Origin of the sequence: Comamonas testosteroni ATCC 11996, from assembly GCF_000241525.1 — a bacterium.
GTDB lineage: Bacteria > Pseudomonadota > Gammaproteobacteria > Burkholderiales > Burkholderiaceae_C > Comamonas > Comamonas testosteroni.
This window is the reverse complement of record NZ_AHIL01000043.1, coordinates 380,593-394,689: the sequence shown is the minus strand read 5'-3', so window position 1 is coordinate 394,689 and position 14,097 is coordinate 380,593. Positions and strand designations below refer to the sequence as shown.

Sequence of the window (14,097 nt, the reverse complement as noted above, 5' to 3'; positions counted from 1 at the left end):
TGCCAAGCTGCTGCAGGGATATTTCAGTCCTTGAAGAATATCCGGCGATGAGGCATGAGGCTTGAACTTAACAATGACTGGAAGTCACTGATTCCGGAGTACACAAGAAGAAGCCAAGGTCAGGGGCTCATTTGCCCACTGGCTAGCTCGGACAAGCCATTGCGCTGCACATGCTGGACCAGAAAATCAAGAAATATCCGGGTCTTGAGAGGCAGGTGTGTGCGGTGTGGGTAATAGGCATAAAAGCCCGGAAAGCTTGCCCAATAGGGTTTCAGCACTTCAACCAACTGGCCTGTGTTGAATGCGTCGATCATGGATTCGCGCCAGCCGGTAATCACGCCGATGCCGTCCAGGGCCGCGCGCATGGCCGTGTCGCTATGGTTGACTGTCAGTGGCCCGCTCACGGAGCGCTCGCTCAGTTTGCCGTCGATATTGAATTCCCACTTGTAGACTGCACCGCTGCTGCTCATGCGGTAGTTGATGCATAGGTGTTGCTCCAGCTCATCGGGGTGCTCGGGTGTGCCGTGCGTTCTGAGATAAGCAGGGGATGCACCGAAGCACATGGTCAGATCCTGTGTGAGTGGCACGGCAACCATATCGCCCTCCAGTGACTCGCCATTGCGTATGCCGACGTCAAATCCTTCTCGCACGATGTCCACAAAGCCGTCGTCATAGACCAGCTCGACATGAATGTGCGGATGCAGTGCAAAGAACTCGGCGAGCATGGGCTCGACGAGCACCTGGCCTGCAGGATGAGAGATGGTGAGGCGCAGTGTGCCGCCTTCGACGCCCGCTTGGAGTTGAAGATCTTCGGTCGCTTCGCGCAGGTTGGTGAGAGCCGGGGAAATGCGCTCCAGATAGATTCTTCCGGCTTCTGTCAGATTGAGGCTGCGCGTTGTTCGATCGAACAGGCGTACATCCAGACGGGTTTCCAGCTTCTTGATCGTCTGGGACAGTGCGGCCGGTGTGACCCCGATGGCGTGGGCGGCATAGGTCAGACTGCGATGCTGAGCTACCTGCTCAAAGGCAGCCAGATAGGCGAGTATTTCGGGCTTCATGGCTTCTATTTTTAAGTAAAACTTAATAACTTAAATAGATTGACTGGCTTTTTCTTTTGCATCGCCTGGCGCACACTGCCTCTGCTTCGCGCGATGCTGCATGTGCTCGTGCGGCAGCTCCTGTGTTTAAAAGCAAATAAGAAAGCACTCCCCATGCCTGTCAAATTCACTCTCAACGGCAAGCCCGCATCGGCCGATGTGGATTCTTCAACACCCATTCTCTGGACCCTGCGTGACACGCTGGGTATGACAGGTACCAAATTTGGTTGCGGCATGGCCATGTGTGGTGCATGCACTGTGCATCTGAATGGCCAGGCCATCCGTTCTTGCATTACGCCCATATCGGCGGCGCAAGGGCAAAAAATCGACACCATCGAAGCACAGGCTGCCGACAAGGTGGGAAAGGCTGTCGAGGATGCGTGGGTTCGCAACGATGTGGCGCAATGCGGCTATTGCCAAAGTGGGCAAATCATGAGCGCGACGGCGTTGCTCAAAAGCAATCGCCGACCCAGCGATGCAGATATCGATGCAGCCATGGCGGGCAATATCTGCCGCTGCGGAACTTATGCACGCATCCGTGCAGCCATCCACGATGCTGCCAAAAACCTGTCGGCCTAAGAGAAGGAGCACACCCCATGCCCATACCCAACCATTTTCTTGCAGACATGCCCAAAGGTCTGCGTGCGCTGGCGGCTGACACGATAGATGCAGGCACAAAGCTCGAGCGACGCGATTTCCTCAAGCTGGCGACGGCCTCTGGTTTTGCATTGGGCGTATTTCCCTCCGCTGCACTGGCACAGGCGAAGGGTAACGAAGAGGTCTCTACAAGCGCACTCAAGCCTTACCAGCAGCCATCGGCTTTTGTGAAGATTGATCGCGATGGCACGGTGACGGTAACGATCAATCGTCTGGAGTTCGGTCAAGGCGTGCAAACCGGCCTGCCCATGGTGCTGGCCGAAGAGCTGGATGCCGATTGGTCCAAGTTGCACAGCGTGCACGGTAATGCCGATCCCGCGTATCTGGATCCGGTCATGGGGATGCATCTGACGGGCGGCTCCACTGCCATCAAGAACTCGTATGTCCAGTATCGTGAACTGGGGGCGCGTACCCGCTCCATGCTGCTGGCCACGGCGGCCAAGCGCTGGGGTGTAGACCCGCAGTCCTTGCGCACTCAGGCAGGACAGGTGATCGGACCTCGAGGCAAGAAGCTGGGCTACGGCGAGTTGGCGGATGAGGCCATGAAGATGCCTGTTCCGCAGCAGGTGAAGCTCAAGGGCGTCAAAGACTTTCGCATCATCGGTCGTGCCACGGGGCGGCTCGATGCACGCGCCAAGTCCAGCGGCAGCCAGTCCTACGGCATCGACATGCATCTGCCGGGCATGTTGACCGCGGTTGTGGCGCATCCGCCGGTGTATGGAAGCAAGATTCAATCGGTAGACGATGCGGCAACCAAAGCCATCAAGGGCGTGCGTGCGGTGCTTCGTGTGCCCAGCGTATGGGGTGGCGAGCTGGTTGCGGTGCTGGCCGATGGTTACTGGCCAGCCAAGCAGGGGCGCGATGCCCTGAAAATCCAGTGGGACAGCGCAGCGGTTGGCAAAGTCGATTCGGCTCGGCAACTGGCGCAGTATCGTGAACTGGCCAAAAAACCGGGCGCGCTCAAGTTCGATGTCGATGTTTCGGCACTGAACGGTGCTGTTCACAAAATCAGTGCCGAGTATGTATTCCCCTACCTTGCTCATACGCCAATGGAGCCGCTGAACTGCACGGTGCGTGTGACAGGTGCAGGAAAGGATGCCAAGGTTGAACTTTGGTTGGGCACACAGGCTCCGGGCTGGGAAGTTGCAACTGCGGCGCGCGTGCTTGGCGTGGCTCCTCAGAATGTTCGAGTCAATGTTCAAATGGCAGGGGGCGGTTTCGGTCGCCGTGCCAACCCGCGCAGTGACTATGTGGCCGAAGCCTGCGAGATTGCCAAGGCCGCTAGAGCATCTGGTGTTGACGCCCCGGTGCGCATGATCTGGAGTCGCGAGGACGATGTCAAAGGAGGCTATTACAGACCCATGCATGTGCATCGTGCCGAGATAGGTTTTGACGGTAAGGGAAAGGTGATCGCCTGGGATCATGTGATCGTAGGCCAGTCGCTTGCCAAAGGTACGGCGTTTGAGGGCTTCATGGTCAAGAACGGAGTGGACACCACGACGGTTGAAGGAATGAAAGAGCCGTACGACCTGCCGATGCGACTGTCGGTGCATCACCCCGAACTCAATGCGCCGGTTCTCTGGTGGCGCAGCGTGGGCTCCACACACACCGCTTATGTGATGGAGACCTTGATGGACGAAATCGCCCGAGCTGTAGGGCAAGATCCGGTCGCATACAGGCTGCAACAGTTTGGCGACAGGCATCCGCGTCACAAGGCAGCGTTGCAACTGGCAGTCGAAAAGTCGGGCTACGGAAAGCGTCGACTGGCCGAAGGCAGAGCCTGGGGCGTGGCCGTGCATCAGTCTTTTGATTCGGTGGTTGCCTATGTGGTCGAGGCATCGATGAAGGACGGCACTCCCAAGCTGCATGCGGTTACAGCTGGCGTGCATTGCAATCTGGCGGTGAACCCTCGGAGTGTCGAGGCCCAGGTGCAGGGTGGTGCCTTGATGGGGCTCGGCATGTGCTTGCCTGGCGCGGCCATCACATTCAAGGACGGGCAGGTGGAGCAAGGTAATTTCAATGACTACACTGTGGCCCGCTTGACCGATATGCCCGCGATCACCGTGCATATCGTGCCGAGTGCCGATGCACCCACGGGTATGGGTGAGCCGGGTGTGCCGCCATTGGCACCCGCTTTTGCCAATGCCATCGCCAAGCTGAGCGGCCATACACCACGCGAGCTGCCTTTCCCGAAGGCGTAAGAGCATGAGCCTGGATCGCGCTAGAAAAGCTCCTGCTGAGAGGACGTCAGGGTGACGAAATCCTCTCCGAGGGGGATCAAGATCGAGTCGGCAATCGGCTTGATCTGTTTGGCCAGATAGTGCTCGTAATCGATGCGTGAGCGGCGGATTTCCAAAGGCTCAGGACCATTCCTGGTCATGACGTATTGGATCCAGCCGCCGTTCTGGTACTGCCTGGGTCGCTCCACATGATCGTTGTACTCATCGGCAATGCGAGCGGCACGGACCTGTGGCGGCACATTGGCCACGTAGGCATCCAGGCGATGCCGCAGGCGTTTGCGGTAGATGAGCAGATCATCCTTCTTGCCCGCCAGCGTCGAATGGGCGTACTCGATGACGAACTCGCGGTAAGGGGCACCTTGGAAGACGCGCGAGAGCAAGCCCTCCTGGAACTGCCGTGCCAGCGGTGTCCAGTCGCTTCGCGCCATTTCAAGGCCGCGGTAGATCATCGATTCGTTTCTGGCGGCGTCTACACTCAGGCCGGCATAGCGCTTCTTGCTGCCGACGTCCGAACCGCGGATGGTGGGCATGAAGAACTTCTTGTAATACGTGTCGAACTCGATCTCAAGAAAGCTCTTCAGGTCCTGCTCCTGGCGCAGGGTTTGAGTCCACCACGCGTTGATGTCCTGGGCCAGTCTGGCAGCCACGGCATATGCCTCTTCGGTACTATGGGGCCTCTTGAGCCAAATAAAGATGGAGTCCGTGTCTCCATAAATAACTTCGTATCCGCGCTCTTCGACCAGATTCCTTGTGAGCTTCACCATTTCGTGGCCACGTAAGGTAATGGCTGAAATCAAATCCGGATTGAAGAATCTGCATTCCGAAGCGCCTAGCACCCCGGCAAAGGAGTTCATCACCAGCTTGAGCGCTTGCGACAGTGGTTCGTTCCTGGCGCGTTTGGCCTCATCTCGGGCCTGCCAGAGGGTGGTCACGATTTCCGGAAGACAGTGTTTCTCGCGAGAAAAGAGCGTGCCTCTTGGGCCTTTGATCAAAAGCTCGGAAGAGCTCGCATGTCGACCCTCGACCAAACCCACTGGGTCAACGAGGAAGGTGCGGATGATTGATGGATAGAGACTCTTGTAGTCCAGAACCACGACGGAGTCGTAGAAGCCAGGCTTGGAGTCCATGACGTAGCCACCGGGGGAGGACTTTCCTTGAACATCGCCCACGTTGGGCGCGACATACCCCATGCGGTGCATGCGTGGCAAATAGTGATGGCTGAATGCAGCAATGGAACCACCGAACTGGTCGAGCTGCAGGCCCGTGGTGTGGGCACGCTCCATCGCAAACTGCAGCAGCTTCGCCTTTTCGAAGATTCGTAGAACCAGCTCGCAGTCGCGTATGTTGTAGGCTGCAAGAGCGGGCTTGTCTAGCTGGTAGCGCCGCTCGATTTCGGCCATCTTGTCGTATTCGTCTCCGATGTCCTTGCCTTCGCCCAGAAGCTCTAGCGCGACGTTCTCGAGGCTGAAGGACGGGAAGCTCCAGACAGCGGCCCTGAGCGCTTCAATCCCGTCAACGACAACTCGTCCTGGCATGGGGGCAAACAGATAGCCTTGTTTGCCGGGATGAGTTCGCCATGCAATGGGCTTGCGCTCGCGCCCCAGGAGTAGTGGTGTTGCACATTCGTCTGCAGTTTTCTGCAGCACACGAAGGTCGAACTGAATGACATTCCATCCAATGATCACGTCCGGATCATTGCGTGCAAACCAATCGTTGAGCCTGTCAATCATGGCTTTGCGTGTTGTGCAATGAATCAGCTCGAAACCGGGCGTTTCTACGGTTTTGACAGGAGGCTCACCCAGCATGAAAACGACACGCTCTGCCATGCCGTCCAGTGCGATCGAATACAGATCTTGGTGCTGGCTGGTCTCGATGTCCAATGACACGACCTTCAGAACCGGCCGGAAATCGGGCGCAGGAACAAGCTTGCAGTTCACCAGCGCCGCATGTTCCGTCCGGCCGCCTTGCAGCGCGACTCCCGCCGTGATGAAACGCTCCATCAAGTAGCGCTCATGTGGACGAACATCCGCTTCCAGTAGGGGTATGCCTAGTTGCTGGAGGGTGCGGGCAAGTCGCCGTAATTGACGGAAACTCCTGGCATAGACACCCAGGACGGGCTCTTGCTGAAAACTCTTCAGGCCCAGTTCCCGCAATTCCACTCCAGCCAGGAGCGAGAGTTGCGCTTCTACCGCTTCTCTGTGCCGGGCCTCGACGAAAGCCACAGATTTCTGAGCAGCGAGGAGGACCTTCAGGGGGCCGCTATCGGTTGCCAGCCAGTACTCGAGCTCGACGCCCGCTGGCGTGTCTCGCCAATTGCGAGTAAGGATGAATCCCTGGCGTTCTGGAGATAGCACGAAAGATGAAGTCAAGCAAATGTGACCGTCTTGAACCGGAGTTCAAGGCCCTGGCGGTGTGTGATGACATGAGCTTGCAGAGCAAGCCACATGCTTCAAAAGAGGTGCCAATGAAATGATACCCAGCAATCATGACCGCGTTTTTCCAACAGAGCCATGTCAACAGCGCTCCAGGCGTTCCGCGGATCCAAAGCGGATGGAGCGAATAGATGGAGTGACGCCAGTGTTCCGTGAGATTGAATATTGCTAATCGACGACTGTCCATATCGATAGCAGGCATTACGAGAGGCTTGGTCTGAAATTCCGCTCTACGCCCGAAAACCGTCACTTGTTCACTAAGTCGGTCCGCCAGGATTTCAATGCACGGTTCGGCAACGGGAGTCGGCAGTGTATTGAGCGGGCCAATGCAGCACAATGATCGCACTCTAGTGCAAATTGCACATGGGCATCGAGGCCCAGACCTTCCAGGTGCCGGCCCTTTCAGTCACCTCCAACAATGTCAGCGGTGCTGCTGTAGTTGTTGGCGCAGATCCTGGCAAGGGGGCCATCTGCTCATCGTCATGACGGAGAGCAGCATCACATCCATCATTCCCGCGGAAAAGAATGCCTGGATGTTCAGACGCCTTTACACACCGCAATGCGACGATTGCCGCTTGTCGTAGCTTCGGATGCAGGCTAAGGAGAAGCCGAAGAGGGTATCTCCGGTGCAGCTTGGTCGGGACCAAGCTGCATTTCATCAGGTAATTAGGTGTGAGGTTGATGTCGCATGGTTAGAGCGACGGTTCGCAAGGCACTCAATAGTGCCCGCCCGGACCGAGCAGGGTTCAGGCAACCAGCGCGCGAGTCAGCAGATCGACTCCTGCCAGGAAGTCGCCGATGTCCATGGCTTCATGCGGATTGTGAGAGCCATTTTCGTTGCGAATGAAGACCATGGCCGATGGCACGCCTGCATTGGCGAACACTGCTGCATCATGGCCGGCACCGCTTGCCATGCGCTCCAGTTTCATGCCTTGCTCAGCGGCTGCTTCCAGACGGTTCAGCCAACCTGCATCCATGGTGGCTGGTTCCGTGAACAGGCGCTCGTCGAACTCGAAACGCACGCCACGGGCGCGCTCTATGGCCTGGCACTCTTCGCGCATCAGGGTATAGAAGCGCTCCAGGGTCTGGGTGTCCTGGCTGCGCACCTCAAAGCTGAATGCCACTTCGCCGGGAATGACGGAAACCGCATGCGATTGTGCGGAGGTGGAGCAGATGCCCGTGGTCATCACCATGTCCATGCCCATCTGCAGCAGCACGCGCCAGTGTTCGTCCATGCGCGACAGCAGCTCGGCAACCGCCAGCAATGCATCCTTGCGCAGCCAGCGCGGCACGGCACCCGAGTGGCCGGTTTCGCCGATGCAGCGGATCAGGTTGTGGCGGACGTTGCCGCGGATGCCGGTGACCAGGGCTACCGGCCAGCCGCGATTGACCATGACCGGACCTTGCTCGATGTGCAGCTCCAGATAGGCAGATACATTCGCGAGGTCGAGCAGCGGCTCGGCGCGCTCAATGGCGTCGACATCGGCGCCGCAGCGCGACATGGCTTCGCCGAGCACGCCTGCGCCATCTCGGTGAGGGCGCTTCAATGTGGCGGCAGGCAGCTTGCCCAGCAGGGACAGAGAGCCGAGGTAGGCCTTGCCGTACCAGGCGCTTTCCTCGCCGCGCAGTGCCAGAACGCGCAGTGGCGGAGCCTGTTCGTGGCGGCCGCGCAGCTGAAGCAGCATCAGCATGCCGGCGACAATGCCTGCCAGTCCGTCGAAGTTGCCGCCCTGCGGCACGGAGTCGGCATGCGAGCCGACCACGATGTAGGGTTCCGCCCGGCTTTCCTCTGGCAGGCTCAGCCACAGGTTGCCGGCTCGATCCCATTCATGACTCAGGCCCAGGTCTTCGGCCCGGTCCTCAAGTATGCGCAGCGCGGCCGTCTCGCCTTCGCCATAGCTTTCACGGGTGACGCCCAGGCCGTCACGGGTGGCTTCGCGAATCTCAGAGAGCAGGGCTTGCGCCAGTGCGCTGGTATCCGTCATGGTGTTGCAGGCCATCATGCTCCGCTACCTCCATGTCGGATGGACCAGTCCACAGGCGAAGCCGAGAAGTCCGCCAGCGTGGCCTTTTGCTCGGCACTGAGCTGTCCGCTCGCCAGCAGCGCTTCATGCAGCTGATTCCAGGTCGCCAGAGCATGCAGGGACAAGGCGTGATCGGCCAGGGTGCCTGCCTGGGGGGCATAGAGCGCATAGTCGAGCAGAACCAGCACGTCCTCGACCACGGGACCGGCGCGGCGCAGGGCGGCAACCGTCCCGGCCTTGGAGCGACCGTCGGTGGTGACGTCATCCACCAGCAGGACCTTGGCATCGGCAGGCAGGCGGCCTTCGAGCTGGGCCGTGATGTCCCAGCCCACAGGGCGCTTGCGCAGATAGAGCATGGGCAGCTCCAGTCGCTCGGCCAGCCATGCCGCAAAGGCAATGCCCGAGCTTTCGGTTCCCACGATGGCATTGATGCCGCGGGCGGCAATCAGTGGCCGCATGCAGCGGGCTGCGATGTCCATGATTTCGCTGCGCAGAGCGACATCGGACATCAGGACTTGCGCATCCACATAGACCGGGCTCGCCCAGCCCGAGGTGTAGATGAACGGTTGATGCGAAGCAATGCGTACAGCGCCGAGGCCGACCAGGGCCCGGGCAACGCGTGGCGCGTCGGAAGCGGAAAGAAGCATGTGAGTGTGTGTTTGCAAAGCGGGCATGTTAAGTAGCCAGGCCTGCAGCAAGAAGTGGCTAAAATTCCTCGAGCCGTTCCAAAACGAGATGGCTTGAGCTGCGCGTCGGGGTGTTGACGGCTGCGTCCTGTCTGAAATCCCTGGCTGCGCTTGCGTGCGCCTGCTTGTCATCGCTCCATGTCCGACTTCACTTCGCCGCGCAGCTTTCTGCGCCAGATAGACCTTTCATCGCTGGATCTGTTCGTGCTGATCTGCGAGCACGGCAGTATTGCGCGGGCGGCCGAGCAGGGCGGCATGGTCGCCTCGGCGGTCAGCAAGCGTGTTGCCGAACTGGAATCCCTGGCCCGCACTCCCTTGCTGCTGCGCCATGCCCGCGGGGTGCGCCCGACTCCTGCCGGAGAGTTGCTGCTGGCGCATGCGCGCACGATTCTTCTGGGGGTCGAGCACCTGCGTGACGACCTTGGCGAATATGCGCGGGGCGTACGTGGGCTGGTGCGCCTCAGTGCCAATGCCTCCGCCGTGGAGCAGTTCTTGCCCGAGGATATTGCTGTCTTCGTGAAGCATCATCCAGACATCCGCATCGATCTGCGTCAGGCAACCAGTCGCTCGGTAGCGCGCGCTGTGCGCGATCACATGGCAGATCTGGGGGTCTGCAGTCCCAGTGATGAAGTCGAGGGCCTGGAGTCCATGCCGTACCGGCATGAACGTATGGTGTTGATCATGCCCAATGACCACGCTCTTGCCTGGCATCAGGAGCTGGCCTATGAAGAAGCCCTGGACTACGCCCAAATCGGTTTGCGCGACAGCAGCATCGTTCAGGAGGTGCTCAATCAGGAAGCCCGCGCCGGCCGACGTATGCTGCGCCAGCGCATCGAGGTCGACAGCCTCAGTGCCATGTGCCGAATGATCGAATGCGGGCTGGGCGTAGGCGTCATGCCCGAAGGCGCATACCAGAGACTGGGCGAGGCTCGCGCTTTGCATGCGGTGCCGCTGACCGATGCCTGGGCAGAGCGCAGCCTCAAGCTGTATGCCAATAGCTTTGCCGATCTTCCTGCACCGGCCAGACATTTTGCACAGGCACTGATGCCGAAGGAGTGAGGCAGAGCGGATTGCATGAAGCGATATGGGCGCTGCTTGCCTGCCTTTGCTGGACTCACTTCAGCCGGTCAAGGCCGATGTCTGCCATTGCGTGCCTGCAACGCTATGGGCAAGTGATGCAGGCAGCTTGCACGGCCCAAGCACGTCGATTGGTGGATGACTCCTGAGTGAATCGCCGCCAGGTCTCAGCTTTGCTTTGCAGCCCACAGATGCTGCGCCCACATACCGGCCAGCATGGCGGCGACAAACAGCCAGACTTGCGGTGTGAGGGTCGCCAGATTCATCAGCGCCGGGCCGGGGCAAAAACCTGCCAGCCCCCAGCCTATGCCAAACAGGGCCGAGCCTGTCAGCAGCTTGCGATCAATGACGGTGCTGGCGGGCAGTTGCATGGGCTCGCCCAACAAGGCGGTCTTGCGGCGCTTGGCCCAGGTGAAGGCAATCAGGCCTACGGCGATGGCTCCGCCCATGACGAAACCCAGCGAAGGATCCCATCGACCGAAAAAATCCAGAAAGTTCTGCACCTTGGCGGGGTTGCCCATACCCGAAAGAATCAGACCCAGGCCAAAAACCAGCCCGCAGAGCAAGGCAGCAATATTGATGATCATGATGTGCTCCTTGCTGACTCAGGCAATGACATGGCGCATCACGAACACGGTGATGGCGCCCGTGGCGATAAAGGTCGCCGTAGCGGCCAGAGAGCGCGGCGACAGGCGTGACAGGCCGCACACGCCGTGGCCACTGGTGCAGCCTGAGCCCATGCGCGTGCCGAAGCCCACCAGCAGGCCGGCGGCAATGATGACTGCCGGGCTGGAAGGCAGCTGCATGGCTGGCAGCGGGGCAAACAGCGACCAGACCAGTGGTGCGGCAACCATGCCAAGGATGAATGCCAGGCGCCAGCCCCACTGCTTGATGGAGGACCAGGTCGGCAACTGCAGCAATGCCCCGGCAATGCCGCTGATGCCGGCCACGCGACCCAGCAAGGCAATGAGCAGGGCTGCGGACAGGCCGATCAGCAGGCCACCGGCCAGAGATGTCCAGGGTGTGAATTCACTCCATAAGATATTCATGCTGTCTCTCCTGGTTGGCAGAACAATTGATAGAGGGTCTGCATCAGCTGCAGGGCGCGGGCATCGGCCAACTGATACCAGATGAATTTGCCTTCGCGGCGGGTGCTGACCAGACCTTCACGCCGCAAAATGCCCAATTGCTGGGACAAGGTAGGCTGGGACACGCCTGTCAGTTGCTCCAGCTCGCCCACGGTGCGCTCTTGCAGGGAGAGCTGGCACAGCAGCAGCAGTCGGTCTTCATTGCCCAGCAGCTTGAGCATGGCCACGGCTTCGCTTGCATGGGCTCGCACGGCATGCAAATCCAGCGTGGACTGTGCTTCGTCAAAGGTTGATGAGTTCACTGTTCCGCTTTTCAAAATATTTTCATATATTATATAAAAAAGTAAATTGATTGGTGTGCTTCAGAGTTTTGGGTACATCGTTTTAGGAGTCGCCATGTCAGCCAATGTGATGCATATCGAGCCGTTTTTTGATGCAGCAACCGGTACCGTGAGCTATGTTCTGGCCGATACGATCAGTGGTCAGGCCGCAGTGATTGACCCGGTGCTGGATTTCGAGCCCAAATCCGGCACCCTGAGCAGCCGCTCCGCGGACAAGCTGATCGACTATGTGCGAGCCAATGGCTGGCAGCTGCAGTGGATTCTGGAGACTCACGCTCATGCGGATCATCTCTCCGCAGCCCAGCATATTCGTCACCATCTGGGCGGCAAGGTGGCGATCGGAGCCCATATCTGCGATGTGCAGGCCGTGTTTCGCAAGATCTATCACTTCGAGCGCAGCTTCTTGCCCGACGGCAGCCAGTTCGACCATCTGGTGCAGGATGGCGAACGTCTGCCGCTGGGGCAGCTGGAGTTGCTGGCCATGCATGTGCCCGGCCATACTCCTGCCGATATGGCCTACCGTGTGGAGGATGCCGTGTTTGTAGGCGATACCCTGTTCATGCCCGATGTGGGCACGGCACGTGCCGACTTTCCCGGCGGCGATGCGGCGACGCTCTATCGTTCGATTCGGCGCATTCTGGCGCTGCCTGAGCCGACCCGCATCTTTGTCTGCCACGATTACCCTCCGGCGGGGCGCAAGCCGCAATGGCAGACCACGGTACAGGCCCAGCGCGACAGCAACATCCATGTGCATGATGGCATCAGCGAAGCTGAGTTCGTGCAGATGCGCACTGCACGCGACGCCACGCTGGAGATGCCCACACTGATTCTGCCCTCGGTGCAGGTCAATGTGCGCGCCGGCAAGCTGCCGCCTGCACAGGATGACGGCCGCACCTATATTCAGCTGCCCATCAATGCCTTTGCCAAGAATGGGCAGCTGCCTCAGGGTCTGCAGCAGTGATTAATGCGCTTTGCTGCTCTGACTGGCGCTGGCCGCGCGTGTGCTGTTCAGCTCATTGAGCTTGAGCTGCAGGCGCACCATGTGCTCGGCATAGACCAGCACTTCCTGCGTGGGCAGAGGCTTGGCAACACGCGCGGAATAGACCTTCAGTGCGCCTTGAGCCACCTCGGTGTCATCGCTGTCTGCATACCAGGCCCAGTCGGCCAGATGGGAGGCCAGCTCCGGATTGCTGTCTGCCAGCGCCACTGCACGCTGAATCACCGGCCTGGCACCGCCAGCTAGCTGCACGATTTCTTTGGCCTCATTGGCCAGGGACGCCGGGCGCCAGTGCGATGGAATATCGTCCCACCAGCCGCTGTACTCGCTGACCACCATGCGGCCTATGTCTTTGGCAGACACATATAGCTCGCGTGCATCGCTTCGCCGGGCCAGCTCCGGCGGCAGTGCGACTTTTTCAATGACCTGATCGCGGCGTACTCCGCTGTTCAGGCCGGCCACCACTTGCCTGGAGATGCTGTCCAGCATCTGGGCCTGGGCGGGCAGTCGGTCCTGAATTTCCTCGGGCTTGGTGATGGCCGGACCATGCGCCGGCAGCAGCAGCTCGGGTTTGAGTGCTGCCATGTCGCGCAGGGCCCGGGCCCACTCCTCGGGGTAGCGCTGGCGGCGCTTGCCGTTGCCCGCATTGGGCAGAAACCCCTGGAAATAATCCGCGCTGGCCACGATTTTCCGGCCTGGAACGGCAACCCATATCTGGTCTTCGGTCTCGCCGCGCGCATGGGTCAGCACAAAGTCTTCGCCGCCAATTTTGAGTGTGGTCTTGTCCCTGAAGGTCTGGGTGGGCCGAACTGCATCTGCCCAGGTCCGGGGCACATCGGCCACGCTTTGCTGGTTGTTGCGTGCAATCAGACCGTTGCTGCGCATGTCCAGCTCCATCTGGGAGATGAAGCGCTGCTCGGTCACTACATGCGGCTTCTGGTCCATCAACGCCCAGGCGCCAAAGGCATGGTCGGCATGAAAGTGCGTGAGGATGACGGTGTGCAACGGCTTGTTGCTGAGCTTCTTCAGCGTTTCGGCCAAGGCCGGGCCTGCAGGTGCGTAGCCGCTATCGACCAAGACCAGGCCTTCGTCGGTCTCGAAGACCACCACGTTGACGATGGGGAAACGCAGCAGCCAGGTGCGTGGAGCCACGGCCTCGACTTTGAGCTTGGCTCGGGCATCTGCAATGGCGTTCTGGTCGGTTCGGCTGTACATGCTGTTGGCTACTGCATACGACAGCTCGGTGCCAAAGCCACCGCCTTCCATGATGGACCTGACCATCTGCGGATTGGCCTTGAACACCTGGGCGCGGGCAGCAAGCACAGCGGGGCTTTTCGCTCCCGAGCCACCGCGATCATCCTGATCGTGGGCGTTGGCCGTGCCTGTGCCGAACTGGCTCAGTGCCAGGGCTGTGGCAAAGGCGTATCGGGAGAGGCGAGATACTTTTCTCATGTTTGC

Annotated in this window: 12 protein-coding genes; 4 read left to right on the top strand and 8 right to left on the bottom strand. The window is 59.6% G+C overall.

The genetic code is table 11. The annotated features are described in order from the left end of the window. Positions 1-119 precede the first annotated feature (119 nt). The gene (locus CTATCC11996_RS20185; protein ID WP_003079763.1) at positions 120-1,058 is read right to left on the bottom strand and encodes a LysR family transcriptional regulator; all 939 of its coding nucleotides are present in this window, start codon (positions 1,056-1,058) and stop codon (positions 120-122) included. Between the two features lie 153 nt (positions 1,059-1,211). On the opposite strand from CTATCC11996_RS20185, the gene CTATCC11996_RS20180 reads away from it, so the two are divergent. Next, on the top strand, positions 1,212-1,676 hold the full coding sequence (locus CTATCC11996_RS20180; protein ID WP_003079761.1) for a (2Fe-2S)-binding protein: 465 nt from the start codon (positions 1,212-1,214) through the stop codon (positions 1,674-1,676). 17 nt (positions 1,677-1,693) lie between these two features. Further along, positions 1,694-3,955, top strand: coding sequence for a xanthine dehydrogenase family protein molybdopterin-binding subunit (locus tag CTATCC11996_RS20175; protein WP_003079759.1), 2,262 nt, complete (start codon positions 1,694-1,696; stop codon positions 3,953-3,955). Positions 3,956-3,975: 20 nt separating this feature from the next. Here CTATCC11996_RS20175 and CTATCC11996_RS20170 read toward each other — a convergent pair whose 3' ends face one another. The 3 genes from CTATCC11996_RS20170 to CTATCC11996_RS20155 all read right to left on the bottom strand — a co-directional run bounded on the left by CTATCC11996_RS20170 (position 3,976) and on the right by CTATCC11996_RS20155 (position 9,097). Beyond that, positions 3,976-6,363 (bottom strand): DNA polymerase II, encoded by a 2,388-nt coding sequence (locus tag CTATCC11996_RS20170; protein ID WP_236597847.1) that lies wholly within the window; start codon positions 6,361-6,363, stop codon positions 3,976-3,978. Positions 6,364-7,172: 809 nt separating this feature from the next. Beyond that, complete coding sequence (locus CTATCC11996_RS20160) at positions 7,173-8,429, bottom strand: hydantoinase/carbamoylase family amidase (RefSeq protein WP_003079752.1); 1,257 nt, start codon at positions 8,427-8,429, stop codon at positions 7,173-7,175. Beyond that, positions 8,426-9,097, bottom strand: coding sequence for an orotate phosphoribosyltransferase (locus CTATCC11996_RS20155; protein WP_003079751.1), 672 nt, complete (start codon positions 9,095-9,097; stop codon positions 8,426-8,428). The genes CTATCC11996_RS20160 and CTATCC11996_RS20155 overlap by 4 nt, the downstream gene beginning before the upstream one ends. Positions 9,098-9,274: 177 nt before the next feature. Here CTATCC11996_RS20155 and CTATCC11996_RS20150 point away from each other — a divergent pair, with 177 nt between their 5' ends. Next, positions 9,275-10,195: a LysR family transcriptional regulator gene (locus CTATCC11996_RS20150; protein ID WP_003079749.1), complete on the top strand. Its 921-nt coding sequence runs from the start codon at positions 9,275-9,277 to the stop codon at positions 10,193-10,195. 185 nt (positions 10,196-10,380) lie between these two features. Here CTATCC11996_RS20150 and CTATCC11996_RS20145 read toward each other — a convergent pair whose 3' ends face one another. Genes CTATCC11996_RS20145 through CTATCC11996_RS20135 form a run of 3 tightly spaced genes read right to left on the bottom strand, consistent with a single transcriptional unit; the run spans position 10,381 to position 11,603 of the window. Further along, the gene (locus CTATCC11996_RS20145; protein WP_003079747.1) at positions 10,381-10,800 is read right to left on the bottom strand and encodes a YeeE/YedE family protein; all 420 of its coding nucleotides are present in this window, start codon (positions 10,798-10,800) and stop codon (positions 10,381-10,383) included. Positions 10,801-10,818: 18 nt separating this feature from the next. Then, a complete protein-coding gene (locus tag CTATCC11996_RS20140; RefSeq protein WP_003079746.1) occupies positions 10,819-11,262 on the bottom strand; it encodes a YeeE/YedE family protein in 444 nt (147 codons plus the stop codon). Next, entirely contained in the window at positions 11,259-11,603 is a 345-nt protein-coding gene (locus CTATCC11996_RS20135; protein ID WP_003079745.1) for an ArsR/SmtB family transcription factor, read from the bottom strand. Before CTATCC11996_RS20135 ends, CTATCC11996_RS20140 begins: the two co-directional genes overlap by 4 nt. Before the next feature lie 94 nt (positions 11,604-11,697). On the opposite strand from CTATCC11996_RS20135, the gene CTATCC11996_RS20130 reads away from it, so the two are divergent. Continuing rightward, positions 11,698-12,603, top strand: coding sequence for an MBL fold metallo-hydrolase (locus CTATCC11996_RS20130; RefSeq protein ID WP_003079743.1), 906 nt, complete (start codon positions 11,698-11,700; stop codon positions 12,601-12,603). Here the strand turns inward: CTATCC11996_RS20130 and CTATCC11996_RS20125 are convergent, their stop codons facing one another. Next, on the bottom strand, positions 12,604-14,091 hold the full coding sequence (locus CTATCC11996_RS20125; protein WP_236597846.1) for an MBL fold metallo-hydrolase: 1,488 nt from the start codon (positions 14,089-14,091) through the stop codon (positions 12,604-12,606). Between the last annotated feature and the right edge of the window lie 6 nt (positions 14,092-14,097).

What these genes read in the sequence shown, in the direction of transcription:
- CTATCC11996_RS20185 (WP_003079763.1), bottom strand. Translation starts at nt 1,058, where the DNA reads ATGAAGCCCGAAATACTCGCCTATCTGGCTGCCTTTGAGCAGGTAGCT.
- CTATCC11996_RS20180 (WP_003079761.1), top strand. Translation starts at nt 1,212, where the DNA reads ATGCCTGTCAAATTCACTCTCAACGGCAAGCCCGCATCGGCCGATGTG.
- CTATCC11996_RS20175 (WP_003079759.1), top strand. Translation starts at nt 1,694, where the DNA reads ATGCCCATACCCAACCATTTTCTTGCAGACATGCCCAAAGGTCTGCGT.
- CTATCC11996_RS20160 (WP_003079752.1), bottom strand. Translation starts at nt 8,429, where the DNA reads ATGATGGCCTGCAACACCATGACGGATACCAGCGCACTGGCGCAAGCC.
- CTATCC11996_RS20155 (WP_003079751.1), bottom strand. Translation starts at nt 9,097, where the DNA reads ATGCTTCTTTCCGCTTCCGACGCGCCACGCGTTGCCCGGGCCCTGGTC.
- CTATCC11996_RS20150 (WP_003079749.1), top strand. Translation starts at nt 9,275, where the DNA reads ATGTCCGACTTCACTTCGCCGCGCAGCTTTCTGCGCCAGATAGACCTT.
- CTATCC11996_RS20145 (WP_003079747.1), bottom strand. Translation starts at nt 10,800, where the DNA reads ATGATCATCAATATTGCTGCCTTGCTCTGCGGGCTGGTTTTTGGCCTG.
- CTATCC11996_RS20140 (WP_003079746.1), bottom strand. Translation starts at nt 11,262, where the DNA reads ATGAATATCTTATGGAGTGAATTCACACCCTGGACATCTCTGGCCGGT.
- CTATCC11996_RS20130 (WP_003079743.1), top strand. Translation starts at nt 11,698, where the DNA reads ATGTCAGCCAATGTGATGCATATCGAGCCGTTTTTTGATGCAGCAACC.
- CTATCC11996_RS20125 (WP_236597846.1), bottom strand. Translation starts at nt 14,091, where the DNA reads ATGAGAAAAGTATCTCGCCTCTCCCGATACGCCTTTGCCACAGCCCTG.